This is a genomic window from Enterobacter sp. WI-ESBL-E8 (assembly GCF_053364895.1).
In genome coordinates, this window is the sequence record NZ_JBRWXJ010000001.1 from 705,108 (window position 1) to 730,113 (window position 25,006).

General features: G+C 54.7%; 28 protein-coding genes and 3 tRNA genes. 10 read left to right on the forward strand and 21 right to left on the reverse strand.

The window, feature by feature from the left end; translation table 11 throughout:
- Window positions 1-2: 2 nt before the first annotated feature.
- The 14 genes from ACWHWP_RS03405 to ACWHWP_RS03470 all read right to left on the reverse strand — a co-directional run bounded on the left by ACWHWP_RS03405 (window position 3) and on the right by ACWHWP_RS03470 (window position 12,393).
- Complete coding sequence (locus ACWHWP_RS03405; RefSeq protein ID WP_447855066.1) at window positions 3-2,294, reverse strand: fimbria/pilus outer membrane usher protein; 2,292 nt, start codon at window positions 2,292-2,294, stop codon at window positions 3-5.
- On the reverse strand, window positions 2,215-2,991 hold the full coding sequence (locus ACWHWP_RS03410; protein WP_059312645.1) for a fimbrial biogenesis chaperone: 777 nt from the start codon (window positions 2,989-2,991) through the stop codon (window positions 2,215-2,217). The genes ACWHWP_RS03405 and ACWHWP_RS03410 overlap by 80 nt, the downstream gene beginning before the upstream one ends.
- Before the next feature lie 2 nt (window positions 2,992-2,993).
- Entirely contained in the window at window positions 2,994-3,491 is a 498-nt protein-coding gene (locus ACWHWP_RS03415) for a Csu type fimbrial protein (RefSeq protein ID WP_023334404.1), read from the reverse strand.
- Between the two features lie 32 nt (window positions 3,492-3,523).
- Window positions 3,524-4,066 (reverse strand): helix-turn-helix transcriptional regulator, encoded by a 543-nt coding sequence (locus ACWHWP_RS03420; protein ID WP_447855067.1) that lies wholly within the window; start codon window positions 4,064-4,066, stop codon window positions 3,524-3,526.
- A complete protein-coding gene (locus ACWHWP_RS03425) occupies window positions 4,063-4,701 on the reverse strand; it encodes an EAL domain-containing protein (RefSeq protein WP_447856624.1) in 639 nt (212 codons plus the stop codon). Before ACWHWP_RS03425 ends, ACWHWP_RS03420 begins: the two co-directional genes overlap by 4 nt.
- A gap of 179 nt (window positions 4,702-4,880) precedes the next feature.
- Window positions 4,881-7,172: a phosphatidylglycerol--membrane-oligosaccharide glycerophosphotransferase gene (gene opgB, locus ACWHWP_RS03430; protein WP_063957513.1), complete on the reverse strand. Its 2,292-nt coding sequence runs from the start codon at window positions 7,170-7,172 to the stop codon at window positions 4,881-4,883.
- 270 nt (window positions 7,173-7,442) lie between these two features.
- Window positions 7,443-7,925 carry a DUF2501 domain-containing protein gene (locus ACWHWP_RS03435; RefSeq protein WP_059312642.1) on the reverse strand — a complete coding sequence of 161 codons (483 nt, stop codon included), beginning with the start codon at window positions 7,923-7,925 and terminating at the stop codon, window positions 7,443-7,445.
- 84 nt (window positions 7,926-8,009) lie between these two features.
- Window positions 8,010-8,747 (reverse strand): DNA replication protein DnaC, encoded by a 738-nt coding sequence (dnaC, locus tag ACWHWP_RS03440; RefSeq protein ID WP_063957442.1) that lies wholly within the window; start codon window positions 8,745-8,747, stop codon window positions 8,010-8,012.
- Window positions 8,744-9,289, reverse strand: coding sequence for a primosomal protein DnaT (dnaT, locus tag ACWHWP_RS03445; RefSeq protein ID WP_047346273.1), 546 nt, complete (start codon window positions 9,287-9,289; stop codon window positions 8,744-8,746). Before dnaT ends, dnaC begins: the two co-directional genes overlap by 4 nt.
- A 148-nt stretch (window positions 9,290-9,437) precedes the next feature.
- Window positions 9,438-9,866: an organic hydroperoxide resistance protein gene (locus tag ACWHWP_RS03450; protein ID WP_023310299.1), complete on the reverse strand. Its 429-nt coding sequence runs from the start codon at window positions 9,864-9,866 to the stop codon at window positions 9,438-9,440.
- Between the two features lie 83 nt (window positions 9,867-9,949).
- Window positions 9,950-10,402 (reverse strand): MarR family winged helix-turn-helix transcriptional regulator, encoded by a 453-nt coding sequence (locus ACWHWP_RS03455; RefSeq protein WP_059312714.1) that lies wholly within the window; start codon window positions 10,400-10,402, stop codon window positions 9,950-9,952.
- A 41-nt stretch (window positions 10,403-10,443) separates the two neighbouring features.
- Window positions 10,444-11,085, reverse strand: coding sequence for a TetR family transcriptional regulator (locus ACWHWP_RS03460; RefSeq protein ID WP_059312639.1), 642 nt, complete (start codon window positions 11,083-11,085; stop codon window positions 10,444-10,446).
- Between the two features lie 67 nt (window positions 11,086-11,152).
- Window positions 11,153-11,626, reverse strand: a complete 474-nt coding sequence (locus ACWHWP_RS03465; protein ID WP_020885295.1) for a threonine/serine exporter — start codon at window positions 11,624-11,626, stop codon at window positions 11,153-11,155.
- Window positions 11,617-12,393 (reverse strand): threonine/serine exporter family protein, encoded by a 777-nt coding sequence (locus ACWHWP_RS03470; protein ID WP_063429568.1) that lies wholly within the window; start codon window positions 12,391-12,393, stop codon window positions 11,617-11,619. The genes ACWHWP_RS03465 and ACWHWP_RS03470 overlap by 10 nt, the downstream gene beginning before the upstream one ends.
- A gap of 413 nt (window positions 12,394-12,806) precedes the next feature.
- On the opposite strand from ACWHWP_RS03470, the gene ACWHWP_RS03475 reads away from it, so the two are divergent.
- Together ACWHWP_RS03475 and bglJ are read left to right on the forward strand one after the other, a co-directional pair.
- Entirely contained in the window at window positions 12,807-13,544 is a 738-nt protein-coding gene (locus ACWHWP_RS03475; protein ID WP_063429570.1) for a helix-turn-helix transcriptional regulator, read from the forward strand.
- A complete protein-coding gene (gene bglJ / locus ACWHWP_RS03480) occupies window positions 13,541-14,176 on the forward strand; it encodes a DNA-binding transcriptional activator BglJ (protein WP_063957445.1) in 636 nt (211 codons plus the stop codon). Before ACWHWP_RS03475 ends, bglJ begins: the two co-directional genes overlap by 4 nt.
- A 38-nt stretch (window positions 14,177-14,214) precedes the next feature.
- Here the strand turns inward: bglJ and ACWHWP_RS03485 are convergent, their stop codons facing one another.
- The gene (locus ACWHWP_RS03485) at window positions 14,215-14,673 is read right to left on the reverse strand and encodes a YbaK/EbsC family protein (protein WP_008502085.1); all 459 of its coding nucleotides are present in this window, start codon (window positions 14,671-14,673) and stop codon (window positions 14,215-14,217) included.
- A 328-nt stretch (window positions 14,674-15,001) separates the two neighbouring features.
- On the opposite strand from ACWHWP_RS03485, the gene ACWHWP_RS03490 reads away from it, so the two are divergent.
- Complete coding sequence (locus tag ACWHWP_RS03490; RefSeq protein WP_059312635.1) at window positions 15,002-16,348, forward strand: PTS sugar transporter subunit IIC; 1,347 nt, start codon at window positions 15,002-15,004, stop codon at window positions 16,346-16,348.
- Window positions 16,349-16,443: 95 nt separating this feature from the next.
- Here the strand turns inward: ACWHWP_RS03490 and fhuF are convergent, their stop codons facing one another.
- Together fhuF and ACWHWP_RS03500 are read right to left on the reverse strand one after the other, a co-directional pair.
- Window positions 16,444-17,232 carry a siderophore-iron reductase FhuF gene (gene fhuF / locus ACWHWP_RS03495; RefSeq protein WP_063429574.1) on the reverse strand — a complete coding sequence of 263 codons (789 nt, stop codon included), beginning with the start codon at window positions 17,230-17,232 and terminating at the stop codon, window positions 16,444-16,446.
- Between the two features lie 94 nt (window positions 17,233-17,326).
- Window positions 17,327-18,391 carry a GGDEF domain-containing protein gene (locus tag ACWHWP_RS03500; protein ID WP_059312633.1) on the reverse strand — a complete coding sequence of 355 codons (1,065 nt, stop codon included), beginning with the start codon at window positions 18,389-18,391 and terminating at the stop codon, window positions 17,327-17,329.
- Between the two features lie 215 nt (window positions 18,392-18,606).
- Here ACWHWP_RS03500 and ACWHWP_RS03505 point away from each other — a divergent pair, with 215 nt between their 5' ends.
- On the forward strand, window positions 18,607-18,876 hold the full coding sequence (locus tag ACWHWP_RS03505) for a DUF1435 domain-containing protein (protein ID WP_074170343.1): 270 nt from the start codon (window positions 18,607-18,609) through the stop codon (window positions 18,874-18,876).
- Window positions 18,877-18,914: 38 nt separating this feature from the next.
- Here ACWHWP_RS03505 and ACWHWP_RS03510 read toward each other — a convergent pair.
- The 4 genes from ACWHWP_RS03510 to rsmC all read right to left on the reverse strand — a co-directional run bounded on the left by ACWHWP_RS03510 (window position 18,915) and on the right by rsmC (window position 20,435).
- Window positions 18,915-19,000: transfer RNA gene (locus ACWHWP_RS03510), tRNA-Leu, on the reverse strand.
- 32 nt (window positions 19,001-19,032) lie between these two features.
- Window positions 19,033-19,119, reverse strand: a tRNA-Leu gene (locus tag ACWHWP_RS03515).
- A gap of 28 nt (window positions 19,120-19,147) precedes the next feature.
- Window positions 19,148-19,234: transfer RNA gene (locus tag ACWHWP_RS03520), tRNA-Leu, on the reverse strand.
- Window positions 19,235-19,406: 172 nt separating this feature from the next.
- Window positions 19,407-20,435, reverse strand: a complete 1,029-nt coding sequence (rsmC, locus tag ACWHWP_RS03525) for a 16S rRNA (guanine(1207)-N(2))-methyltransferase RsmC (RefSeq protein WP_047346282.1) — start codon at window positions 20,433-20,435, stop codon at window positions 19,407-19,409.
- A gap of 102 nt (window positions 20,436-20,537) precedes the next feature.
- On the opposite strand from rsmC, the gene ACWHWP_RS03530 reads away from it, so the two are divergent.
- The 6 genes from ACWHWP_RS03530 to ACWHWP_RS03555 all read left to right on the forward strand — a co-directional run bounded on the left by ACWHWP_RS03530 (window position 20,538) and on the right by ACWHWP_RS03555 (window position 24,947).
- Entirely contained in the window at window positions 20,538-20,951 is a 414-nt protein-coding gene (locus ACWHWP_RS03530) for a DNA polymerase III subunit psi (RefSeq protein ID WP_028016588.1), read from the forward strand.
- Window positions 20,920-21,363: a ribosomal protein S18-alanine N-acetyltransferase gene (gene rimI, locus ACWHWP_RS03535; RefSeq protein WP_047346284.1), complete on the forward strand. Its 444-nt coding sequence runs from the start codon at window positions 20,920-20,922 to the stop codon at window positions 21,361-21,363. The genes ACWHWP_RS03530 and rimI overlap by 32 nt, the downstream gene beginning before the upstream one ends.
- Window positions 21,364-21,382: 19 nt before the next feature.
- Window positions 21,383-22,060 carry a pyrimidine 5'-nucleotidase gene (gene yjjG / locus ACWHWP_RS03540; RefSeq protein WP_047346285.1) on the forward strand — a complete coding sequence of 226 codons (678 nt, stop codon included), beginning with the start codon at window positions 21,383-21,385 and terminating at the stop codon, window positions 22,058-22,060.
- Window positions 22,061-22,151: 91 nt separating this feature from the next.
- On the forward strand, window positions 22,152-23,741 hold the full coding sequence (gene prfC / locus ACWHWP_RS03545) for a peptide chain release factor 3 (protein ID WP_047346286.1): 1,590 nt from the start codon (window positions 22,152-22,154) through the stop codon (window positions 23,739-23,741).
- Between the two features lie 299 nt (window positions 23,742-24,040).
- Window positions 24,041-24,658, forward strand: a complete 618-nt coding sequence (osmY, locus tag ACWHWP_RS03550) for a molecular chaperone OsmY (RefSeq protein WP_028015434.1) — start codon at window positions 24,041-24,043, stop codon at window positions 24,656-24,658.
- Window positions 24,659-24,785: 127 nt separating this feature from the next.
- A complete protein-coding gene (locus ACWHWP_RS03555; protein ID WP_003856556.1) occupies window positions 24,786-24,947 on the forward strand; it encodes a DUF1328 domain-containing protein in 162 nt (53 codons plus the stop codon).
- Window positions 24,948-25,006: the final 59 nt, after the last annotated feature.

Below are 25,006 nucleotides of genomic sequence, written 5' to 3' on the forward strand. Positions count from 1 at the left end.
TCTTAATGGCACAGTTGTTCTCCAATATTTAGTACGGATGATGCCTTCCGGGGCGCCGGAAGCGTCACCCGACATTCTCCCTGACCGGTTTTCACCACCAGTTCACCCGGCAGGGGCGGGTCTTCAAGCCAGATAAACCCGTCGCGCCCCACGATGGTGGCGCCGTGAGGCGTTGACACGATGCTGCCCAGCGGAAGCGGCGTGCCGCGGCCGTCGATCAGCCTGGCCTGAACCGTCACAGCGTGATGGACGTTAAAATCGACTTTTACCGCGCTGCCGTTATCCGGTCTGGCATACATGTCGGTGACCGGGGCAATCACATCGGAAGGCAGATCCAGCGGATTGATGGTGACTTTGCTGTTGTGGTAGCGCGGCAGGTCGGTCAGCAGAAGATACCCCTCCTCGTCGGTTTCGCCTGCCGGGCGGTTTTCCAGCATCACCGGCACGTGCCCGATACCGCGCGTTGAGACCAGTGCCAGGCCCTGCTCGCTGTAGCGCAGGGCGTGCAGGCTATTATCCAGCAGCGTCAGGCTGCCTTCGGCTGAGGCATACCGATTGCCCACGTTAGCGCCTTGCTCCAGCCCCACATGCCACTCTCCGGCGTGGCCCAGATAGCCCACGTCAGCATACTTTTCCCGGCGTTCACCAACGCTTTGCCCCAGCTGCCATGACCAGCCGCCGGTCTGGTCGTCCGGCTGATGGCGATAGTCCATGCGCGGCGAGTCCTGGCTGGCCTGAAGCGAGAGGGTGTCCTGGCGGCCCAGCGGGAGGGAGAGCATAAGCTGAACGTTGCTCGACGCGTCCGTAAACGAGCGGGTATAGCTCAGCGTGGCGGCGAGATGCGCCGGTAACAAAACGGACCAGGAGGCATTGAGGTAGCGTTGTTTGTTGCCCTGAATGTCTTGTTGTACCCAGCCTACGCCTGGCGTACCGACATGGGAGAAAGAATGGCTCAGCCACACGCTATCGCTGCGCCTGACGGGCACGGCACCGCTCATGCGGGCATTATCGGCGAAGGCGGCATCGGTACGCACGGTGCTGGCGGAAATGCCCGTCCCGCCGCCGTTCCACTGCCAGCCAAGGCCCCACTGCATCCCCTGACCGTAGGGACTGTCGCTCGCCGCGACGTGCTGGCTGACAATGCCTGCACCGGGGGATATCAACCAGTCAACGCCCGTTCCGAGATTGCGCAGCTTGCGCTGCTGCTCCGTATGCAGCGCCATCGTCAGGTGGTTATTGACCCCATAGCGCCAGCCGGCGTCGAGCATTGGCGATGCGGCATAGTCGTCGGAACGCTGGGCGTAGTTTTGCCGCATCCAGCCGATATCCAGCGAGCCGCTGCTGAGCCCTTCGGCCAGCATTCCCGGTGCGCCGTACACGTCGAGCTGTACGGTGCGACGCTGGCCGTTGATGTCGGTAATGACCACCTGCGCCTGCCCGCTTCCGGTGAAGGCCGGCAGAGTATCCAGCGTAAATGCTCCCGGCGTGACGCGTTGGCTGCTCTGCCTGAGCCCGTCTATGTAAAGATCGACCGTTGAAGGCAGGACCGCCGTGTCGCTGTAGCGGCTACGGGGTTCGGTATTGAGCTGCGGATCGAGTTCAAAATTACGCGCCCAGTGCAGGCCGCCAAAGCGAACCTGGCGGCTCCAGCGCGTGCCCGTGGTGATGCTGTCTCCCAGCGCCAGGGTGGTCAGCGAATCGGTATTGTCCCACTGCCAGCGGGTTTCAAGACGCGTATGGGTGGGCCGGGCGGCACTGTTTTCCTCCCCGGCATGGCTTGAAAAGCTGCTGCTGAGCGTCCCGGGCAGCACCCCGGACGCGGTCAGCTCGGTTTGGGCATTCAGCTGGCGTTTACCCTGCGCATCGCTGGCGTAGAGGGCGTAGCCGAGCGTAAACGCGCTGATGGGCTGGGCCTCAGGATAGGCGTACTGCGGGGGCGATTTTTCGAGCGTCAGATGCTGCTGTCCCTCGAGCGCCTTTGCCTCGGCCGTAATCGACACCTGCTGGGCAAGCAGGTCGATATCAACCTTCAGGCCCGGCAGGGCCGTCAGTTCTACCCAGCCGCTGCGATCGTCCGGGGCACGGAGCCCCAGTTTTTTGATGTCGCTGTCGCTAATCCACAGCGCATCTTCCACCACCCGGCAGGCCCACAGATCCCCACGCGGGGCGTGATTCACGGTGATGGCCAGCCATTGTACGGTGTCGGCGGGTCCTTCAGTGCGGGCTGACAGCATCAGCGGTAGCCAAAGCAGGAGCGCGAGTAGCGAGCGGGCGCAGGGGTAGCTGGCTGGCATGGTGGTCATCGTTGAGGTAGACGCGTAACGCGCTGAGCGTATGGCGTGACGCTTGCTTAAGTTTTACAAGAGCGGTCTGTCCTGGCAGTACATAGCCCGCCAGTCCTTTAACCGAGCCCGCAACCTGCCCACTGGCCGTCAGGGCCTCAAGATGGCTCAGGCGAATATGGCTGTTTCCGGCGTTATAGCAGCGGATCGTCGCCGGGCTATCCGCCTGTTCACAGCTCAGGGCATCGTGGCCGACGGGGGCATTCTGGGTTCCGGCAATGAATACCGGAATCGAATAGCGCAGCAGGAAGTGCACGCCGTTGGGATTGGCCGCGCGGGAAAGGGTATCCGGCAGCTCATCGATGACCAGCCGGTAGCTTTGCTCCCGGTCATCGATGCCCGGCTGCATGACGATGATACGTACCAGCTGCTGCTGACCCGGCGCCAGCGCGGTCATCGCCGGGCTGCTGACGACCTCATCGGTGGCGGCTAAGACATCCTGACCGTTTTTCTGGGTCCATTCGTATACCCGTATCTGCGCGTGAATGGCCGCTTTTCCACTGTTGGTGAGGGTGACCGCTGTCGCTCTTTGGCCGCTTTGCAGATCGAGCGTGACGGGCGCCACCTGCAGCGTGGCGGCCAGCGCGTAGCGCGACAGCAGCGCCAGCATCGTGAGCCACAGAATGAGGCAGGGAAGATAACGACGCACGATCAGTACACCAGGTTTAAGGTGATGTCGTCGCTGTAGGCCCCTGCCTGTGCGGTCGTCAGGGCGCCTGCGTCAATCACGCCATAGAGCGTCTCTTTCTGCTCCTGACCGTTGCCGGTGTCGGTTAGCCCATCGGTGCTGGTGATTTGCGTCTGTTTGCCCTCGTCAGCAAAGAGTTTCCAGGCAATCTTCTGTGCGCCCGTTTCGCCGTTTTCCGGCTTCAGCCAGAAGGTGCCGTTCTCGCTGCTGTCGTTGCTGGTGGCGGAAAGAGTGAACGGGGTACCGTTGGTACAGACGATATCAACCTGCGTGCTGGCCTGGATTTCGCTTGATTCATCCGAGCCGTGGCGCGCGAAATTGAGGTCGTTGGCTTTGAGGGTGCACGACTTCACGACCTCAAGTGAGACGTGCATCGTCGCGCTTGCGGTACTGTCCGCGGCGATAGCGGCGGCAGGAAGCAGGAGAGCGGAACAACATACAGCAGTGGTGATAATTTTCATGATCTTATTTCCTGACGTGAGTAACAGTGCAATTACAAAGAGAATGACTGAGCGTCCAGCAGGCAGAGTTTTCGATGGAATTCCGCCAGGCTGTGACAGCAAAATTTGTTCATCGCGTTACGCTTGTGGGTGTAGATCGTTTTAGGTGACTTATTGAGAATTTTTGCGATACGAACCGGGCTGAATCCTTTATGTAAGAGCATGCAAACCCGCATCTCCTGATACGAGAGCGTGGCGGCGTTTTCGAAGGAAAATGTCGTGTCGCTAAAGCAGCGGCTCAGCTGCGCAAGAGACAGGTTGTCCGCGACCACTCTGACCCGCTCACTGCGCAGCCAGGCGTTTATGTCGCTGACCCAGGCAGCATCCGTAAAAATCAGCCAGTTCTGTGCGGCGGGCGTGTCGAGCAGCCGTTCCTGCAGGCGGGTAAGCCCGTGCGGATCAACGCTGTTGATCCAATACATTTCAGGACGGGGCGTCACGGCCGCCGAAATCATCGAATGGAGGCCAAGCCATAAAAAAGCATTGTCGCTCAGAACGATGACCTGATAGCCAGCATTAGGAATGAAGGGCGTCATTTTTTGCCCCACAGATAGCCCTGGCCGTAGTCGGCCACGCTGGCGCGGGCCAGCGCGAAATCCCCCGCGGTTTCAATGCCTTCTATCAGCACCTTGCTGGCGACGCGCTTGCACTGGCGGGTGAGGTGCAGGAACTTCGCCTGCTCGGTGCGCCCGCTCCAGAAGGTATGTTTGTCAATTTTGACGCCGCAGAAGCGGATTTGGCTGGTCAGAAGGTCGGGAAGAATATCTTCGCAGACATCGTCAGCCCACACTTCGATCCCCCACTTATGGAGCGTCGCGATACATATCCGCAGAGCCCGGCTTTGCGCGTCGTCGAGCTGTACCAGCGTATCGAGGTCGGTGACCTCGATAGCAAGCCTCTCCGGGCAGGGGGTCTCTTCTTTTAGCCTGTCGAGGAAGTCCGTTTCCAGCAGCAAATCCGATGTTGCGTTGAGATAATACTTTTCTCTCTCCTCGCAAAACATGGCATGACGAAGCTGCGCAAAGAAGTGCGTCTTACGCTGCGTCGGGGACATCGAGCCAAAGTAGTCTTCGAGATCGACGTGGGGCTTTGCCGTGGACAGTACCTCCCAGGCAATCACATTTTCGCTGCGCAGTGCCCGGATGGATTCGAACTTATAGCCGGTTAGCATGATAAAAGTGCGTAATGCTCCGTGGTGATTCATGGAGCTGCACATGTTATGGATTTGTCTTTTTGCGGGATATTTATAAATTAAACTGGCTTATATAAAGCGTTTTTATCTAATTTATAATGGTTATATAGAATTATTTATTTTCAAAAGTGCCCGGCGGAATGCCGGGCACGCGCGCGTTAGCCCTGTGTACCGACGATTTTGATTTCTACCATGCCAATCCCGATCTCGCGCGGTGAATGCCCCAGGATATTCCCCTCATTGGTCGACTGCGGGTCTGGCGGCACAATCACCAGCGTATTGCTGCGCGATGGGTTTTCAAAATGCAGCGTGTGCGTGGTCACGTCGTTTCCAAGCGTCAGGGTCTGCTCCCGATCGCCCACGCGGACCGGCACGGGCTTGTTGGCGTTGGGCCCGTACGCTCTGGCCGTGATCACCAGATCAAATTGTTCAGGCAGGGGATGGGCGTACTCAATTTTCACCTCGTTGCCCAGCTGCGCGTTGGACCAGCGTCCCCAGGACTCCGGACGCGAGATGCCGCTAAACTGCTTCACCTCTTCCGGCGCGCCGGCCACGTTAAAGATAAAGCTGTCCGCCTTGTAGCGAATATCGTTGTCGACGACTTTCAGCATGTCGACGTTGTGCTGATAGCGCGCGGTATCAATTACCGTATCTTTAAACGCGGTTTTGCCTTTCCACTGGGCTTTGTCCACGTGCTGCACGGTTTGCTCCCCGCCAAGCTGGCCCTGAGAGACGCACCAGTCGGTTGAGAGCGCCAGCGGCTGCGACCAGAGCTGGCCCATTTTGTAGCACCTGTCCACCCAGACGAAGTTATCGCGGGGGGCAAAATCGGCCAGCTGATAGCGCAGCGGCGCGGAATACTCGCTTTCCGGCAGCGGCTCGACGCGGCCCTCCGACACGCGCAACAGCAGCGGCAGACGGAAATTGCTGCCCGAGAAGGCAATGGTGTTTTTATCCCGATCGATGGTGAAGTCTTTCATCTCTTTCGGGAAATTCCACAGGCGAATGATGTCGGGTTTCCAGGCGAGGATTTTATCCTTCATGTTGAGGAACACTTCCGACAGGGATTGCCCCGACAGCGTGCTGCGGCCAAGGCCAATAAAGTTGTCGCCGCCCAGAATGTCCAGCACGGTTGCGCCGTTATCCATGGAGTTGCGTTTGGTGGCGATGACCTCCTGCTGCGGCTGGTCGCCGCGCAGCACGAAGAACAGGTTGCTGCGATCCTGCTTGCTGAGCTGGTCCCACGCGCTGTTTTTCATCGCCAGATGGTCAGAAGAAACGACGATGACGGTGTTTTTAAACCAGGGCGAGGCTTTGATTTTTTCGACCAGCGCGGCGATGTGCTCCTGGCTGCAGGTCACGGCGCTGAAGGATTTGTTGTTTTTGCCGTCCACATCATAGCTTTTGCGTTTGCAGCTGCGCGAGACGAACCCGTCCGGATGGTGGGTGTCCACCGTCAGCGCAAAGAGCGAGAAGCGTTTGCCGGTGCGGGAGAGCTCCTCGAATTTCTTCCAGGTTTCGTCCAGCACCGTATCGTCATAGAAGCCCCAGTCGTTGCGGTAGCTCGGATCGGCAACCGTCGTTTTTAACTCTTCTGAGCCATACAGGTGATCGAAGCCGTGGGATTTCAGGAACACGTCTTTTCCGGCGAAGCGCAGGTTTGCCCCCTGCATAAAATAGTTTTCGTAGCCGGAGTTTTTCAGGATATCGCCGAGGCAAATATTCTGTGGGAAGAACGTCGACATCGAGGCTGAGGCGTTACCTTCAAAAGGCGCGAACAGCGGGATGCCGCACTGGGAGGCAACCATCCCGGCGATGGTGTAATCCGTGCCCGGCAGCTGCATGGTGTGGCTGAAATCGAGGCCTTCGTTTTTCAGTGTGCCCAGGTCTGGCGTCAGGTTTGGAAACGCGTCGTTATCAAAGTACGTGCGCTCCAGGCTTTCACCGTAGATATAGACCAGATTGAGCTTCGGGTTGGCGATCGTTTTCGACGGCTCTTTGTAGTAGGCCGCGAAATCCGGATCGCCGTCGCGGGACTGGGATTTCACCAGTTCGGTGATCTGATGGAACGCCGGGCTGGCGTCGACGGAGGCCAGCGCCAGGAATAGCGCCAGCAGGCTGTAGCCATGATGGTGCGGATGATGGCGACGTCGACGCAGCACCCAGGCCAGCGCGCCAAAAATCGTCACCAGCGCGATGACGAGCCCCAGCCCCGGAAGTATGTACTTACCCACACCCGCGCCCGTCAGGCTGTTCGTCAGGGTGTAGAGCACGGCATCGTTAATGCCGTCGCCGGTAAAGTAATCGCTGGCGTATAGAGTAATGTTTAAAATAATAAAAATGCCGAGCACCACCAGCGTGGCGATAAACCACCAGGTGTTGCGGCCGGCTTTGCAGGCATAGACGCCGACGGAAGCCAGAAAAAGGATAAGGGACATTAGTTCTGACAACAGCATATCCTCATGACGCCAGGTGCTTCGCTGGCTAACTGTTTATTTTTTGGGTCATACACTGTAATTGCGATGTCGTTAAGCTGCAATTTTAGTGTCACGAAAGTGTGCTGTTGTTAGGATTTGGTTTAGAAAATCGTTTTTATGAAGAAGGTCGCATCCTGACAAACGGACGCTGAGACGGTGGCAGGTGGGTAAAACGCTCATTTAACGCCGCGGTGCAAGACTATCGCATTAAACGCGGCGTGTTGTGGCAGAAAATGGGGCGGATCAGGAGAGGAAATTAACGCCTTGTTTCAGCACCAGATCGCAGGCTTTGGTTTTCACCTGTTTCGCAAGAGAAGAGTTGCCGAGGGTGCTCAGGTTAAGCTGCTGGCCGTTCTGCGCGTTAAGCAGACCCTGAATACCGTCCATATAGTTGGTATCCGCTTTCTGCTCCTGGGTATCCAGACCCAGTTTACCCAGCACCTGGTTTTTCACGTTTTGCGCGTCGGTTACGGAAGCCAGTTTTTGCTTAGCGCAATATTCCAGAATTCCCGCCGCGTTGTTCATCGTGCCCGCGCTCAGGCTCTGGCTGCTGTTGCCCAGCAGGCTGGTGAGGGAAGAGGCGGAAAGCCCGCCCTGAGAGCTGCTGCTCTCTTTGCTTAGCTCGTTTGCCGCGCTTGAGAGGGACTCCTGCCAGGATGCCGCTTGCGCTGCGCCGGTAACCAGCAGGGCGCCTAAAAAGGTGCTGATAACAATCTGTTTTTTCATAATGGCTTTCTCAAAAAGGTCCGTTTTGGGCCGGAAAGGGTTCCAGTATATACCTCTACCCGGCCGGCGATTCCTGGAACTGTCTTAATACTCTTTGCCGGTGACGCGGCTGCGGTAACTTTCCCAGTCGAAAATGACGTACAGGCTGTTACCCAGCTTCATGCGGTCCATGACGCGTTCCCCCAGCAGGCGAGTCATCTCGTCGATATTGTGGTTCGTCAGCATGCCGGTAGGGCGTTTGGACGAGGAGCGGCGATCGACAATCTGGTTTATGATCACCTTTTCATAGCGGGATTCCGTCTGAACGCCAATCTCATCGATGACCAGCAGATCCACATTACTCAGATCGTTAAGCAGCTGCTCTTCGCTGGTTTCGCGGTTGCTGAAGGTGTCTTTCATCGCGGACATGATATCGGCCACGGTGATGATGAGGACCGATTTCCCGCGCAGAAGCAGTTCGTTGCAGATAGCGGCGGCGAGGTGGTTTTTACCGGTGCCCGGCTTGCCGCTAAAGATGAAGCTGGCGATGTTGCCGTCGAATTCATCAACGTACTGGCGTGCGGCGGCGAGCGCGCGCATCTGCCCGTTGGTCTCAATTTTGTAGTTATCAAACGAGCAGTTCTGATGCAGGGGACGAATACCGGAACGGTTAAAGGTGCGCTGCATTTTCATCGCCCGATTTTCGCGGGCGAGCGCGGCGGCGCGGATCTCTCCTTGCTCTTTTTGCCACGCCAGCAGCTCTTCCCCCGTCGTGAAAGCGGGCTTCACGTTGGCAGGCATCATTTTTTGCAGTCGTTTCATCAGGTCGCCGACGTTCTTCATTTCGCACCTCGGAATCCACTGGGGATCTGTTTATCCGGTTCGGAAAACGCGTTGATATCGCGTTTTGGCTGCCCATTGTTGCCGGCGCGGGTGATTTGAAGATGACGCGCGAGCTTTTGCTGCCACTGAATGTGGGTGAAGACTTTCCCTTCCGCCTGCCACCAGGCGGTGAACGCGGCGAGCTCTTCCGCGGTGGCCGGCTGGGTGAGCGCAATGCCCCACAGCGCGGCTTGACGCTGGAAATCCGCGTCCGGCTGCCAGCCCGCGTACAGGGCAAATTTTCCCATCGGCACGGTCACGGGGACGTTAACCGGCTCATCAAAGAACTGGTTGTCCAGCGTGATATCGCTCGCCGGGCGCGACAGCTGCGCTTCTATCTCCAAAAGCTGTGCCAGACGTTCCGGTGTGATTGCGTAAAACGCCGGAGCGTTGTCGGCAAAAACCGCAACCGTGCCACCGTCGGCGTGGGTCAACACACCGCGCGGGTCGCGCATAAAGGCATCAATACCAGCAATGCTGGTGGTCAGAATTCTGGAGGACATAACGCTTACTCTACTGATAACGACGGGCGTGATATGGGCTTATGGTAGCACAGAGAGGATGAGGGAATAGAGGGGATTTCCCCGGTGGCGCTGCGCTGACCGGGGCTACAGTCGTAGGTCAGATAAGCGCAGCGCCATCAGGCATTTATCACGCGATGATATTCAGGGTCACGTCGATGTTGCCGCGGGTCGCGTTAGAGTACGGGCAAACGATGTGTGCGGCATCCACCAGCTTTTTGGCTTCCGCGGGATCCATACCTTCAACGTGGATGTTCAGTTTTGCTTCAATACCAAAGCCGGTTGGCAGCGGGCCAATACCCACTTCGCCTTCAATAAAGGCGTCTTTTGGCAGGGTAAATTTGTCGCGTGCGGCCACGAACTTCATCGCGCCCAGGAAGCAGGCAGAGTAGCCCGCCGCAAACAGCTGCTCAGGGTTGGTCACTTCTCCGCCCATGCCGCCCATCTCTTTTGGCACGCCCAGTTTTACATCCAGTACGCCATCGGAAGAGGTCGCGCGGCCGTCACGGCCACCGGTTGCTTTTGCTTTGGCGGTATAAACAACTTTTTCTAAAGACATGGCAGGTTCCTCATTTTCATTAATACGTGCTATTAAATAGCGTGCGATATATAGGGCTAAATAAAGACGCGTAAAGTATAGCCTTACGCGTGCTGAATATGTTGTCGCAAAAGCTCCAGCTGCTGCTTAAGCGCGAGCAGCGTGTCGGTATCACACTGCGCTGCGCATCCTACCGCATGGGGGATACCCGCTGCCTGCTGCTGAAGTTCACGTCCCGCTTCACTCAGGGTGACGGCGACCTGACGTTCATCCTTGCGCGAGCGCTGACGATTTATCAGTCCGGCACTTTCCAGACGTTTCAGCAGCGGCGTCAGGGTTGCAGAGTCCAGAAACAGCCGCTCACCGATGTCCGACACCGTGACGTCATCCTGCTCCCACAGCACCAGCATCACCAGGTATTGCGGGTAGGTCAGGTTCAGCGGTGCCAGCAGCTGCCGGTACAGCTTATTAAGCGCCAGATTTGCCGAATAGAGGGCAAAGCAGAGCTGGTTATCCAGCTTAAGCGCAGCGTTTAGGTCGTGTGTTTTCGCGTTCATGAGATGAATATAAGTAGCGTGCGATTTAATTGCAAGCAATTTTATGGGCAGGTATAACGCAGGGCCACCTGAACGGCCATTTTACGATAGTGCTGGCGCTGGGCCTGCTCGTCTGCACCGTCTTCAAACAGCAGCGTAAAGGTATAGCTGTTGGCTACGTAGTGAAAGCTGAAGCTGCTTATCAGGCGATGAAGATCGCGGGCGTCAACCGTCTGGCTGAACAGCTGTTTTTCTTTACCCCGGCGCAGGATCTCTTCCAGCAGGTCGAGCGCGCTACGGTTGACCTGGCGGAGATAGCTCGACTGCTGCATAAAGCGGCCGCGCTGCATGTTTTCCATGCAGATAATGCGGATGTAATCCGGGTGGTCGGCATGATAGTCAAAGGTGGCTTCAACCAGACTGACCAGCGCTTCGACGGGCGGCATTCCCGACAGGCTGAGCGCTTTTTCACTGGCGCGAATTTGGGTGTAAACATGTTCCAGAACGAGGAGATAGAGATTCTCTTTATTCTTAAAATGGTAAACCACCATGCGTTTGGTGGTGCCTGCTTTCTCCGCGATCTGCTCCATGCGGGCACCGTTCAATCCATATTCGGCAAAAAGCGCGATAGCGCTCTGAAAAATTTTCTCTTTCAGGCTGGATTCTTCACTGTGCTCGGGGTGTTCGCTGCCGGGGTTAGCCACATCCTTTCCTTATTTTCACCAGACGGTCCAGAAAGATTATCTCCATGGCAGCGAAATAACACAAATATCAAACGCGTGGGCGCTTACGGTACAGCCACAGCCCGGGGATCGAAAGCCCGATGGAGAGCGCGCCGACAATGGACGAGGCCTTAAGAAAGTTGCTCAGAAGGAGGATCATCTGAGGCTCGGTGTAGCCAAAATGGCTGATTTTCACCGCGGATATCATCGCCGTATAGGCCGATATGCCGGGGAACATCGGGATCACCGCGGCGACGGTGAACACTTTGGGGTGCGCCAGATACCAGCGCGACCACTGGATGCCGATACTGCCGACCAGCATGGAAGCCATAAATGTCGACCATTCGATGTTAAAACCTGCCGTCATCATGACCATTCGCGAGCCATGGCCTATCGCGCCGAGCAGCGCACACCACGGCAGAGCGCGTTGCGGAACGTTAAACACCATCGCAAAGCCGACGGCAGGAATGGCGGCCAGAAGCATGTCCTGCGCCAGCGCCAGCAGAAAATCTATCACGCCCATCCGCGTAACCCCCATAGCGTCATAGCCATGACCACGCCGATGCAGGTCGCCAGCGTGAGCAGGCTGGCGATGGCCCAGCGTGCCAGACCGGTATTGATGTGCCCTTTAAACATGTCGGCGACGGCGTTGATCAAGGGGAAGCCCGGGACCAGCAGCAGCACGCTGGCGGCCATGGCAATCGTCGGGGTGTTGGCAAACTGCGGCAGGCGCAGCAGCAGGCCGGAAACCGTGGTGGCGACAAACGCGGTGATGCAGAAGTTAATTTGCGGGTGCAGCTGCCGGTGTGTCAGCAGCTGGCGAACATACATGGCGATGCTGCTGGCGAAAAAGGTGACGATCGCACCGTCCCAGCCGCCTTTATTGAGCTTACAAAAGCAGGCGCACGACAGCCCCACCATCAGCACGACAAGCCAGCGCGGATAACGCAGTGGCTTGATTTGGTTGAACCGCTTTTCAATCTCATTGAGATCGAGAAGCTTATGTTCAGCAAGGATGACGATATGCTGCACTTCGGTCACGACGTGCATGTTAATGCCGCGGTCATGGTTTTTGCGGGTGGAGGTCAGGCACTGACCGTCTTTGATCGTAGTCAGCACAATGGCGTTGGATGAGATGGCGCTCTCAACGCTGTCCATACCCAGCGCCAGCCCCAGCCGGGTTGAAAGCTCCTCGACCAGCGCGCTCTCTGCGCCGTGCTGGAGCAGAAAAAGCCCGCACTTTATACATAGCCGCGTGATAGCACGCTGCGTTGACCGATCTGCCTGCATGTCTTGTCCTGAAGAAGAAGATGGAGAGTTGCCGCCTGGCCCATAACGATTACTTTTAGCACAAAGTGCAGTGTCTCTTGCTGTGGGTCAGATCAAGGTTTATGCAAACAGTTTCAGCCCCGTGTCGCGTTAGGGTATTGGGTTCATTTATTAATGTGGTGAATTGTTAATGCGGAAATATAGAATATTAGTATTTAGTTATTCTAATTTTATATTGTTATTATTTTAACGGCATCGGAATTAAATTTATTTGCGCTTTATGAGATATTAACGCTGTTTTAGGCATTTCTTAAATTAAAAACATTTCTCATCTTCTGCTTGTATTAATCAGTTTTACACTCAGGGACGAAAACACTTATACATTGATGCGTTTTAACGTTACTCATCATATGAAAAATGGACACGGAGGGTCTATGTTGTCATTGCATGGTAAGCATGGCGTTGTCATTAGCCGGATACCCGTAATGCAAAACGGGTTGGGGGGCGTTATAGCACGCCATTTCCCCGATGTTGAATTGACCTATTGCCGCTCATTGCAGGAGTTAACCCTGCTTCAGTTACGCCGCGCAGACGTCATTATTGCTGATATTTCAGGTGAATACCGAAATCCTCGGGGCACGCTTGAAGAGTATTACGCTTTACTGAATCAATACCGGGAAACTCACTGGATCTTCTTAGTCTCGCGTCCGCTTTACCCTATTGCGGTTGAGTTGCTTATGCGGCCGGAAAGCACGTTGCTTTCAGATATGGAGCCGATTGAAGGCGTGGTCAAGGCTATCCGGGCCGGGCGCGAGCGGGCAGAGCGGATAAGCCAGACGCTGTTAACCCCGGAACCTCAGAGCGTGGAAGATGAAGATGAACCTTTTATCGCGCTCACACACTCCGAACGCAAGGTATTACGCCTGTTAGGCAAGGGATGGGGGATTAACCAAATCGCCACATTGCTCAAGAAGAGCAATAAAACGATAAGTGCGCAGAAAAACAGTGCGATGCGACGGCTGTCGTTACGGAGTAACGCCGATATGTACGCCTGGATCAACAGTACACAGGGAATGAGAGAGCTGAGTCTTATATCAGCCTATGGAGAGTTCGAGGAATGGAAAAAACCGATTCAACAAGGCATATCGCCATCATCGAAAATTGCACGATGAGTGCTGTTGGGTTACAGCATCTTTTTGCGATGTCCGCCCTGAGCCAGTATCAACTTCATCTGTTTAGTGAATTTGACAGCTTTAAGCGTACACTGCATCACGTTAATTTTTTCTCGCTGATCTATTCACTTGCCGATGCCCGAGAGGAGCGCCGTAACTGCCTGGCGCACCTGCGTGACCTTGCGTTTACGCATGGTCATATCCAGCGCATCATACTCGTTTCTGACGAGACAGAAGCACGGCTCATTAGCCATCTTTCGCCGTCACGCCTGCACGGTGTGGTCAGTAAATCGGTGACGCTTGAGCATTTGCAGAAGGAACTCCTTGAGCTGCTGAGCGAAACGCTGCGCATCAATGACAATATGCTGAACCACTGGTACTGCAATAGAAACAGGATGTTAAGTCCAACCGAGCGGGCTATTCTGCGGTATATGTCCTGCGGATATTCCATTCCTGAAATCGCGGCACAGCTTGAACGTAATATTAAGACCATCCGGGCACATAAGTTTAATGCGATGGTGAAGCTGGGAGTGAATTCTGACGTAGGGTTGCTTGATGCGGCGGATATTCTTACGCATCTTCCGGCAAGAGATCCGCAAAGTCTGGCACTCGGTAAGCCCACATTTTTATAACCTGCCTTTTACGCGCCAGATGCACTCTGGCGCTTCAATCAGATGCAAACATCCACCCATTTTGCGGAAGTCAGCTCTGCCATTCTGTCAGGTGAAATACGCACGGCACTGTGAATTGCGCCTGCGGCAGGCAGCACTTCAGCGTACTGCTTTAAAGAGATATCGCAGTAAACCGCGAGCGGGTTTTCTAGTCCGAACGGGCACACACCGCCAACGGGATGGCCGGTGATGGTCACCACTTCATCACTGCTGAGCATGCGCGCTTTCGCACCAAAGGTGTCTTTCAGCTTTTTGTTATCCAGACGCGCATCGCCTTTCGCCACCACCAGAATCACCTCATTTTTAACCTTCAGCGACAAGGTTTTGGCGATTTGTCCCGGCTCAACGCGATGGGCGGCAGCAGCCAACGCAACAGTAGCGGTACTCTGGCTAAGCTCGATAACGTCTATATCCGGCGCGTTGTCGGCAAAAAACTGCTGTACGGACTGCAAACTCATTGTTTCCTCCTGACAAATATCCTGCGTAATCTGTCATAAGAATTTATGCTCTGTAAATATCTCTTCGGTAACAAATATCCCGAACGGCTAATTTCTGGATCCCCTTCACAATCACAGAAACCGGTTACAGTAACCGGTTGCAGAGCGTGGTGCGTAGATTAATACTGAGTACGTAACGTCCCCTGTATCCAATAATAAGAGCCAATTATGAAACCATTTCGTCTGAGCAGTACCGCGGGTACACAAGCCAGCAAGGTTGTGAAGCTGATTTATGGAACAACGTGCGGCGCAAATGTGCCTGTAACAAACGTCTGACAGGAGATCTGCCATGTCTGCCAACCATGCTGCGTTTAACCTGATATTCCGTTTTGTTGAAAACTATGTCAGCCCGATTGCCGGGCGGATCTCTTCCCAGCGTCACGTCATGGCCATCCGCGATGGATTCATCTCCGCGATGCCGTTTATGATCGTGGGCTCATTTTTGTTGGTGTTCGCTTACCCTCCGTTTTCGCCTGATACCACCTGGGGTTTCGCGCGCGCCTGGCTGGATATGGCGAAACAGTTTGAGGGCCAGATCCTGACGCCGTTTGATATGACGATGGGCATCATGTCCATTTATATTTGTGCGGCCATTGCCTATAACCTGGGTAAACACTACGTCAAATCGCATCAGCTGGATCCGTTTATGTGCGCCATGCTGTCGCTGATGGCGTTTCTGCTTGTCGCGGCACCGAAAACCAAAGGCACGCTTCCCGTCGACAGCCTGGGGGGGACGGGCATTTTTACTGCGATTCTGGTGGCAATTTACTGCGTTGAGATGATGCGTTTCCTCAAATCGCATAACATCGGTATTCGCCTGCCGGACCAGGTCCCGCCGATGATCAAAAACTCCTTTGATCTGCTGATCCCGGTGCTGGTGGTGGTATTGACGCTCTATCCGCTGAGCCTGGTGATTCAGTCGCAGTTTGGCATGCTGATCCCGCAGGCGATTATGTCGGTCTTTAAACCCCTGGTTTCCGCGGCGGATTCGCTGCCTGCGATTCTGCTGGCGGTGTTGATTGGTCATCTGCTGTGGTTCGCCGGGATCCACGGGGCGGCTATCGTCTCCGGGATGCTGCAGATGTTCTGGCTGACAAATCTGGGCGCTAACCAGACCGCGCTGGCCGCCAGCCAGCCTCTGCCGCATATCTTTATGGAAGCGTTCTGGACGTTCTTTATCGTGATTGGCGGGTCGGGCGCCACGATGGGGCTGGTGATTTGCTATCTGCGTAGCCGTTCAGCGCATTTACGTTCTATTGGGCGTTTGAGCGTGGTGCCCAGCTTCTTTAACATCAACGAACCTGTCATTTTCGGTACGCCGATTGTCATGAACCCGGTGTTCTTTATTCCCTTCCTGCTGGCTCCGATGGTTAACGCCGTGCTGGCCTGGGCGGCGATGACATTTGATCTGATTGGCCGCGTCATCTCCGTGGTACCCTGGACGGCACCGGCGCCGATAGGTGCCGCGTGGGCCCTGGGCTGGGATTTCCGCGCGGCCATCCTGGTTGTGGTGCTGGCCTGCGTATCGGCGATCATCTACTACCCGTTCTTCAAAGTGTACGAGAAGCAACTGCTGGAGCAGGAAGCGGAGGAAGCGCAGCGTAACGCGGAAGAGGAAAATCAACAGGTGGCCTAGGTAAAAGCAAAACGGCAACATAAGTTGCCGTTTATAGTGTTTTTTCCCTCTCCCTGTGGGAGAGGGGCAGGGTGAGGGCATCAGGCCGGTCCTGACTACTTCAGCGTGCAATCCCCGCACTGCTTAACGTCCGGCAGACGATAGCGCTGACAGCAGGTGCGACGTACCAGAAGCCCATCACGTAGTACGACGGTACGGAATAGCGGGTTGTCACGGCCATCGGAAAGCTGTTTTGCAAAGAAACAGGACTGACGCAGGGCGTCAACGTTCTCATCACCGAGAAGTGGCTTCATTTCCGTTAAATACCAGTGGATTAAATAGCCGGTATTGCTCCAGATAAGCTTCCCGTTAATTTCTCCCGTCGCTTCAAGCGCGTCCACAACCGGGATCAGGGCCTGAGTGATAAGCTGCTCCATTCGTTCCTGAGCGGTAAGATGCTCTGCGTTCTGGTCTTCGTGGAGATCGATCCAGAAACAGGCTGCACGCCCGGTTTCGTGAAACTCGACGTGGAAATTATCCGGCGAAAGTTCCAGCATGCTTTTTTGCGTTAACAGCGCCAGCATCAGGGGAGGCACCATCAGCCCGATATACCACTGCGCCCAGAGGGAGAGCAGGGGTTTATTTTCCCGCGTAAGGTCGGGCTGATTACGATAGATATGGTCGGAATAGGTGGCCAGCAGCGATTGCAGTTTTGACGGTTGACGCCACTCTGAGAGCGTCATGGCGTGGTGCGGGTGCGCTTCATCAAGCCGGATAAAGTCCAGCAGGTGGGCACGCGTTTCCGCAATCTTGTCCCGTATGGCATCCGCAAGCGAAACATTCCCGCTGGTGAGGGGCGCTCGCCAGAGGAGGGGTTCGACAATGTGTGCGGTATGCGTGGCCATAGTATAGATAGAAATCTAAATGATAATGATTGCCAATCCTAACTATTGCTCAAACCAATGGCAAGACTTTTTCCTGGCGACAGTGCCGTGATGTTTATGCCGTCTGCAGCTCTTCGCTCAACAGAATGTTATTGCGCCCCATATGCTTTGCTTCGTAGAGGGCTTTGTCCGCTTTTTCCAGCGCGCCCTCTGCGTCTTCATCCTCGAAAATGGCAATGCCTATGCTGATGGTGACATTTGTCGCGACGCTTTCGTTAAACAGATGCGGGATTTTTAAATCGTAGACTTTCTGACGGATCCGCTCTGCCGTCTGGCGGGCATGCTCAAGTGAAATATTTGTCAGCAGCACCATAAACTCTTCCCCGCCAAAGCGCGCCACGATATCGCGAGAACGCACGGCGTCGCGGATTGCCGCAGAGACGCGTTTCAATGCCTGGTCGCCCATCATATGGCCGTAATGGTCGTTATAGGCTTTGAAGTGGTCGATATCCATCAGCAGGACAAAGTGCTCGCCATTTTCTACCGCCGGCAGGTTCTCCAGACGGCTTTGCAGACCGCGGCGATTATAGAGCCCGGTTAGAGGGTCCATCATGCTGAGATCGGTAAGGGTTTCTCGTTCTTCCAGCAAGCGTGAAAGCAGCTCCTGAGCGAAACGATCGTTACGCCTTTGCAAAATGTTATGAATAGCGATTGCCACCACAGGAAGTGCGAAAGAATAGGACATTCTCAGCCATATATCGTGTTCGCTTAGCAACAGGCAGACAATAAAGGCGGGCAATGAGTGCAGGATAAATGCTTTGATATTACTGGCGAATGCCAGCGTTCCAATAAAAAGCACCGTTAATAGGGCAATTAACAAATACGTACCATGGTCGTGGGTAATTAAGGCGAACTTCGAGTCAATTTGCCAGGCCCACAAAATACCGAAGATCCCTGAAACAACAGGAATATTTATCTTCCGCGCTCTTTTTCTCCAGTGCCAGACGAACAGGCCGGTGCTGATGGCGAAAATAGCAATCAGCGGAGCTGATAACAGGCGTACAGAATTGAGCGGATTTGTTACCGAGAACACTGCCGAAGTTGCGTTCAGAAATAAAAATAAACGTAACGATAATTGATATTTGCTGTGGACCAAAGACCGCCAGGATTGTGATGTCATAGTCGTGCGTTTTTATTAAAATTTAATTAAAACAAATAAGTAGGTGTTGTTTCGCAATAAAATATGCAAAAAACTCAAAGAGTAATTATCAGAAAATCTTTAGACGCAGTTAACAGGTGGGCAATTTATCACCTTAGGCAATTCCTGTCATTACGGGAAAGGTAAAGGTCGACGGTTTTTGATTCATTCAGCTGACAAATGATAACGCCTGTCATATGATATTGGTTATCATTATCGTTGTAAGAGGGCAGAGCATGTTGAACAGGGCGCTGGGAAGTGGTTGGGGGGTATTGCTACCGGGAGCCATTCTTGGTGGTTTGATGTTTGCCGATCTCTCCCTTGAAATCTGGAAAGCCATCATTGTCTCAGGGCTGTTAGTTACCGCAGGCATGATCTGGCATAAACAACTGCGCCACTTTGTTTTATTGCCGTCGTGTGTCGCACTGGTCAGTGGAATTCTGGTGATACTGATGAGTTTGAAATAACAGGTAAAGAAGATACATCAGAGGGGATGTAAGATAATTGGTGCGAGGGGGGGGACTCGAACCCCCACATCCTAAGGACACTAACACCTGAAGCTAGCGCGTCTACCAATTCCGCCACCTTCGCACAGTCATCTTACTGGTTTGATATTGCCTCGTTGGTGCGAGGGGGGGGACTCGAACCCCCACATCCGTAAGGACACTAACACCTGAAGCTAGCGCGTCTACCAATTCCGCCACCTTCGCCCAGTGCGAGCAATATCATCGTGATTTATGGTGCGAGGGGGGGGACTCGAACCCCCACATCCGTAAGGACACTAACACCTGAAGCTAGCGCGTCTACCAATTCCGCCACCTTCGCATACCATCGATACTGTAAAAGTATCGTAACCACGGAGGCGCATTCTAGATGTTTTCAGCTTTACGTCAACAGAAAAGTGCGCACGTTTTATTGATTGCTGCAAAAATGGTCGGAGCAGAGACGCCTGTTTGCCGGATGGCGCTTGCGCGTATCCGGCAAACAGGAATGACGATTACTTTTTGGCCTGGCGCGTCATTACGGTGCGGTAGACCTTAAAGCGGCCGGTCTGGGCGATCACTTCGTGGAAACCGAAGGTTTCATCCAGCACTTTCGGGTACGCCAGGAAGGCGTTAGCGACGATACGCAGCTCACCGCCGCTGTTAAGGTGACGCACTGCGCCACGGATCAGCGCTTGTGCGGCTTCCAGGCTGGTCTCCATGCCGTCGTGGAACGGCGGGTTAGAGATGATCATGTCGAAGCGACCCGTCACGTCAGAGAAGACGTTGCTGGCAATGACTTCGCCTTCAATGCCGTTTGCTGCAAGCGTTGCACGGCTGGCTTCAACCGCTGGCGCGCTGACGTCACACAGGGTTAAACGGACTTTAGGTGAATGGCTGGCGAGCACGGTTGCCAGCACGCCCGCGCCGCAGCCTACGTCCAGTACTTTCCCTTTTGTGTGCGGCGTCAGGGTGGAAAGCAGCAGCTTGCTGCCCGTATCCAGCGCGTCACGGCTGAATACGCCCGGCAGGGTTTTAATGGTCAGGCCGTCAAGCGTGTATTCATCCCAGAAGGTACTGGCATCAAATGTTGTCTGTTTTTCCAGGCGGCCATGGTACAGACCACAGCGGCGCGCGCTGTCGACTTTGTTCAGCGGAGCGTAAGCTTCCAGCATCTGTTCTGCACTGCGCACGCCGCTGCGGTTCTCGCCCACCACGAAAATATCGCAGCCGACCGGCAGCAGGGAGAGCAGGTTCATCAGCTGGAACTGGGCTTCCGGTTTGTTCTTCGGCCAGTAGTAGATCAGCGTATCGCAGTCGGCGATATCGCTCTGCTCTGCCACCAGGCTAAAGCGCGCGCGCTCGCCCATCTGGCGGCTCAGCACCTGCCAGTGGTGGTAGTATTGGGTGTGGGCACGGCTTTCAGCACAGTCGAAACGCGCAGGCAGGTCATCCTGCATATCTCCGGCAAACAGAATACGGCTTTCTTCGAAATCATCACTGTGACGCAGCAAGACTTCACTTGCCGGGGTAAATGCAGACATGAATTGTTCCTCAATAAACTCAGGCGGGGATTATAGTAGGTAGATGGCGCAGTTTCGACACATTTGCTATATTTGCGCGCCTGAGAGACAGGAGTTTTCCCTATGACATCCCGACGAGACTGGCAGTTGCAGCAGCTGGGCATTACCCAGTGGGCTTTGCGTCGCCCGACGGCGTTGCAGGGCGAAATCGCTATCTCCATCCCGGCACACGTTCGCCTGGTGATGGTGGCGGAAGAACTGCCTGCCCTGAATGAACCCCTGATCGGTGATGTCCTTCGCAGCCTGAAGCTGACGGCCGACCAGGTGTTACAGCTGACGCCAGAACGGGTCGCTATGCTTCCTCCCGATAGCCGCTGTAACAGCTGGCGTATCGGAGAGACGAATGAGATCCCCCTTCAGGGAAGCCAGATCTGCACGCCAGCGCTGGACGAACTGAAAGCCAACCCAAAAGCGCGAAGCGCGCTATGGCAACAAATCTGCGAATATGAACACGATTTCTTCCCTCACGACGCCTGACCTGACCACAGCGTTCGCGATTGAAACACGCGCCCACGCGTTTCCGTGGAGCGAAAAGACCTTCGCCAGCAATCAGGGCGAACGGTATCTGAACTATCGCCTGGACGTTGACGGCACCATGGCCGCCTTCGCCATTACGCAGGTTGTTCTTGATGAAGCGACGCTATTTAATATCGCGGTTGATCCCGCGTTTCAGCGCCGCGGGCTGGGAAGAGAATTGCTTGAGCACCTCATCCGTGAGCTCGAAACCCGTGACGTTTTCACCCTGTGGCTGGAAGTGCGCGCATCGAATGCCGCCGCCATCGCGCTCTATGAAAGCTTAGGCTTTAACGAGGCGACAATCCGCCGTAACTACTACCCCACCGCAGAGGGACGTGAAGACGCCATCATAATGGCTCTGCCGATTGGATAACGAAAATAAGGTTGTAACGATGAAATGGGACTGGATTTTCTTTGATGCCGACGAAACGCTGTTTACGTTCGATTCGTTCGGTGGTCTACAGCGGATGTTTCTCGATTATAGCGTGACGTTCACCGCTGAGGATTTTCAGGACTATCAGGCGGTAAACAAACCGCTGTGGGTGGATTACCAGAACGGTGCCATCACCGCGTTACAGCTTCAACACCAGCGCTTTGACGTCTGGGCGGAACGCTTAAAGGTCAGTCCTGGAACGCTGAACGAGGCCTTCCTGAACGCCATGGCCGATATCTGCGCGCCACTGCCGGGCGCGGTTTCCCTGCTGAATGCGTTGAAAGGCAAGGTGAAACTGGGGATCATTACCAACGGTTTTACCGCCCTGCAGCAGATCCGCCTTGAGCGCACAGGCCTGCGCGATCATTTTGACGCGCTGGTGATCTCGGAAGAGGTCGGCGTGCCGAAACCGGATCCGCGTATTTTCGATTATGCGCTGGCGCAGGCCGGCAATCCTGACCGCGATCGCGTACTGATGGTGGGTGATACCGCAGAGTCAGATATTCTGGGTGGCATGAATTCCGGTCTGTCGACCGTCTGGCTTAATGCGCATGGCCGCGTGAAGCCTGAAGGCATCGAGCCGACCTGGACCGTGACGTCGTTGAACGAACTGGAGCAACTCCTGTGTAAACAATGATTGCCTGCCCCCCATTGATGGGTAAAATAGCCGCAAATTCGTATTCCATGATGCGTGGCGTGCTGCCGCGCTTATAAAAGAAGATTTAATTATGACGTTGTCTCCTTATCTGCAAGAGGTGGCCAAGCGCCGCACTTTTGCCATTATCTCGCACCCGGATGCCGGTAAAACGACCATCACCGAGAAGGTGTTACTGTTCGGACAGGCGATCCAGACTGCGGGTACCGTTAAAGGTCGTGGTTCCAGCCAGCATGCAAAATCTGACTGGATGGAGATGGAAAAGCAGCGTGGTATTTCGATTACCACCTCCGTGATGCAGTTCCCGTATCACGACTGCCTGGTGAACCTGCTGGACACCCCGGGCCACGAAGACTTCTCCGAAGATACCTACCGTACCCTGACGGCGGTGGACTGCTGTCTGATGGTGATCGACGCCGCGAAAGGTGTAGAAGACCGTACCCGTAAGCTGATGGAAGTCACCCGTCTGCGCGATACGCCGATCCTCACCTTCATGAACAAACTCGACCGTGACATCCGCGATCCGATGGAGCTGATGGATGAAGTGGAAAACGAGCTGAAGATCGCCTGTGCGCCAATCACCTGGCCAATTGGCTGCGGTAAGCTGTTCAAAGGGGTTTATCACCTCTATAAAGACGAAACTTACCTGTATCAGACCGGTAAAGGCCACACCATTCAGGAAGTGCGCATCGTGAAAGGTCTGGACAACCCGGATCTGGACGCGGCGGTTGGTGAAGAGCTGGCCGCGCAGCTGCGCGACGAGCTGGAGCTGGTGAAGGGCGCGTCTCACGAATTCGACAAAGAGCTGTTCCTGAGCGGTGAAATAACCCCGGTCTTCTTCGGTACCGCATTAGGTAACTTTGGCGTGGACCATATGCTCGACGGTCTGGTGGAGTGGGCGCCGCGTCCAATGCCGCGTAAAACCGACACCCGTGAAGTGGAAGCAAAAGAAGAGAAATTCACCGGCTTCGTCTTCAAAATTCAGGCCAACATGGACCCGAAACACCGCGACCGCGTGGCCTTTATGCGCGTGGTGTCCGGTAAATATGAAAAGGGCATGAAGCTGCGCCAGGTGCGTATCGGTAAAGATGTGGTGATCTCCGACGCGCTGACCTTTATGGCGGGCGACCGTTCGCACGTTGAAGAGGCGTACCCGGGCGACATCATCGGTCTGCACAACCATGGCACCATCCAGATTGGCGATACCTTCACCCAGGGTGAAATGATGAAGTTCACCGGTATTCCGAACTTCGCGCCGGAACTGTTCCGCCGTATTCGCCTGCGCGATCCGCTTAAGCAGAAACAGCTGCTGAAAGGCCTGGTTCAGCTCTCCGAAGAGGGTGCGGTGCAGGTATTCCGCCCAATCGCGAACAACGACCTTATCGTGGGGGCCGTCGGCGTGCTGCAGTTCGACGTGGTCGTCGCGCGTCTGAAGAGCGAGTACAACGTGGAAGCGATTTACGAATCGGTGAACGTTGCGACCGCGCGCTGGGTTGAGTGTTCTGACGTGAAGAAATTCGAAGAATTTAAGCGTAAGAATGAAATTCAGCTGGCGCTGGATGGCGGCGATAACCTGACCTATATCGCGCCAACCATGGTAAACCTCAACCTGACGCAGGAACGTTATCCTGACGTCCAGTTCCGCAAAACGCGCGAGCATTAATCCCCGCTCAGAGCACGGCGCCCGCCGTGCTCTTCTTTAATTCCTGTCTTATTAATCCCTTGCGGAATGTTCTTAATTCACTGCATTTTCGCGCTTTTTGCTCGTTTTTTACCCGAATCCGAAAGCGGCTCTGTGAGAGTGATCTATATTTAACTCAGTGTTTAGCACCGGGCGTGGATAAATTAACTGTTCAATGCATGACTTTAGGTTATCCATTTTGCCCGTGTGTTTATTCGCAATATATATAACTACTAAGGAAGTATGTAGCCCGAATAACGGGTCAACACAGGAATAGATCGATGAATATGACAAGACTGAAGATTTCTAAAACTCTGCTGGCTGTAACTCTGGGTAGCGTTCTGGTGAGCGGCTCCGCTCTGGCGGAAAGCAGCACCATGGATAAAGCACAGTCCACGGCCGATACCGCAGGGCAAAAAATCGATAGCTCTATGAATAAAGTCGGCAACTTTATGGATGACAGTTCAATCACAGCAAAAGTGAAAGCCGCACTGGTGGATGATGAAGCCATCAAGAGCACCGACATTTCCGTTAAGACCGACAAGAAGGTCGTCACACTGAGCGGCTTTGTTGAAAGCCAGGCTCAGGCCGAACAGGCAGTGAAAGTGGCGAAGGGTGTCGAAGGTGTCGCATCCGTAAGCGATAAACTGCACGTACGTGACGGTAAAAACGCGTCGGTGAAAGGTTATGCCGGTGATGCCGCTACGACCAGCGAAATCAAAGCTAAACTTTTAGCGGATGACATCGTGCCGTCCCGTAAGGTGAAAGTGGAAACCACCGACGGTGTGGTTCAGCTTTCCGGTACGGTAGATTCCCAGGCGCAAAGTGAACGTGCCGAGTCAATTGCGAAAGCCATTGATGGTGTGAAAAGCGTTAAAAACGATCTGAAAACGAAGTAAATCTGGACCATTCGCCCGTCAGGCTGAGGCCTGCGGGCGAAATAAGAACGACTCTGGAAAAACGCCGGTGAGTGACCTGAGCGCTCACGTTTAGCGGCCGACATTAACTATGGTAAAGGAGAAGCTTATGTTTCGTTGGGGCATTATATTTCTGGTTATCGCGTTAATTGCCGCCGCATTGGGCTTTGGTGGACTGGCAGGTACAGCGGCATGGGCAGCTAAAATTGTCTTCGTTGTGGGTATTATTCTGTTCCTGGTCAGCCTGTTTACGGGACGTAGACGTCCGTAGCAAACGCAATATTCCTTCAACAAAAAAAAGCCAGTCACTGCGACTGGCTTTTTCTTATT

Excerpts from the sequence above, each read along its gene's own strand:
- ACWHWP_RS03405 (WP_447855066.1), bottom strand. The coding sequence starts at position 2,294 with ATGCCAGCCAGCTACCCCTGCGCCCGCTCGCTACTCGCGCTCCTGCTT.
- ACWHWP_RS03415 (WP_023334404.1), bottom strand. The coding sequence starts at position 3,491 with ATGAAAATTATCACCACTGCTGTATGTTGTTCCGCTCTCCTGCTTCCT.
- ACWHWP_RS03420 (WP_447855067.1), bottom strand. The coding sequence starts at position 4,066 with ATGACGCCCTTCATTCCTAATGCTGGCTATCAGGTCATCGTTCTGAGC.
- ACWHWP_RS03425 (WP_447856624.1), bottom strand. The coding sequence starts at position 4,701 with ATGCTAACCGGCTATAAGTTCGAATCCATCCGGGCACTGCGCAGCGAA.
- ACWHWP_RS03435 (WP_059312642.1), bottom strand. The coding sequence starts at position 7,925 with ATGAAAAAACAGATTGTTATCAGCACCTTTTTAGGCGCCCTGCTGGTT.
- dnaC (WP_063957442.1), bottom strand. The coding sequence starts at position 8,747 with ATGAAGAACGTCGGCGACCTGATGAAACGACTGCAAAAAATGATGCCT.
- dnaT (WP_047346273.1), bottom strand. The coding sequence starts at position 9,289 with ATGTCCTCCAGAATTCTGACCACCAGCATTGCTGGTATTGATGCCTTT.
- ACWHWP_RS03450 (WP_023310299.1), bottom strand. The coding sequence starts at position 9,866 with ATGTCTTTAGAAAAAGTTGTTTATACCGCCAAAGCAAAAGCAACCGGT.
- ACWHWP_RS03455 (WP_059312714.1), bottom strand. The coding sequence starts at position 10,402 with ATGAACGCGAAAACACACGACCTAAACGCTGCGCTTAAGCTGGATAAC.
- ACWHWP_RS03465 (WP_020885295.1), bottom strand. The coding sequence starts at position 11,626 with ATGGGCGTGATAGATTTTCTGCTGGCGCTGGCGCAGGACATGCTTCTG.
- ACWHWP_RS03470 (WP_063429568.1), bottom strand. The coding sequence starts at position 12,393 with ATGCAGGCAGATCGGTCAACGCAGCGTGCTATCACGCGGCTATGTATA.
- ACWHWP_RS03475 (WP_063429570.1), top strand. The coding sequence starts at position 12,807 with ATGTTGTCATTGCATGGTAAGCATGGCGTTGTCATTAGCCGGATACCC.
- bglJ (WP_063957445.1), top strand. The coding sequence starts at position 13,541 with ATGAGTGCTGTTGGGTTACAGCATCTTTTTGCGATGTCCGCCCTGAGC.
- ACWHWP_RS03485 (WP_008502085.1), bottom strand. The coding sequence starts at position 14,673 with ATGAGTTTGCAGTCCGTACAGCAGTTTTTTGCCGACAACGCGCCGGAT.
- ACWHWP_RS03490 (WP_059312635.1), top strand. The coding sequence starts at position 15,002 with ATGTCTGCCAACCATGCTGCGTTTAACCTGATATTCCGTTTTGTTGAA.
- fhuF (WP_063429574.1), bottom strand. The coding sequence starts at position 17,232 with ATGGCCACGCATACCGCACACATTGTCGAACCCCTCCTCTGGCGAGCG.
- ACWHWP_RS03500 (WP_059312633.1), bottom strand. The coding sequence starts at position 18,391 with ATGACATCACAATCCTGGCGGTCTTTGGTCCACAGCAAATATCAATTA.
- ACWHWP_RS03505 (WP_074170343.1), top strand. The coding sequence starts at position 18,607 with ATGATATTGGTTATCATTATCGTTGTAAGAGGGCAGAGCATGTTGAAC.
- rsmC (WP_047346282.1), bottom strand. The coding sequence starts at position 20,435 with ATGTCTGCATTTACCCCGGCAAGTGAAGTCTTGCTGCGTCACAGTGAT.
- ACWHWP_RS03530 (WP_028016588.1), top strand. The coding sequence starts at position 20,538 with ATGACATCCCGACGAGACTGGCAGTTGCAGCAGCTGGGCATTACCCAG.
- rimI (WP_047346284.1), top strand. The coding sequence starts at position 20,920 with ATGAACACGATTTCTTCCCTCACGACGCCTGACCTGACCACAGCGTTC.
- yjjG (WP_047346285.1), top strand. The coding sequence starts at position 21,383 with ATGAAATGGGACTGGATTTTCTTTGATGCCGACGAAACGCTGTTTACG.
- prfC (WP_047346286.1), top strand. The coding sequence starts at position 22,152 with ATGACGTTGTCTCCTTATCTGCAAGAGGTGGCCAAGCGCCGCACTTTT.
- osmY (WP_028015434.1), top strand. The coding sequence starts at position 24,041 with ATGAATATGACAAGACTGAAGATTTCTAAAACTCTGCTGGCTGTAACT.
- ACWHWP_RS03555 (WP_003856556.1), top strand. The coding sequence starts at position 24,786 with ATGTTTCGTTGGGGCATTATATTTCTGGTTATCGCGTTAATTGCCGCC.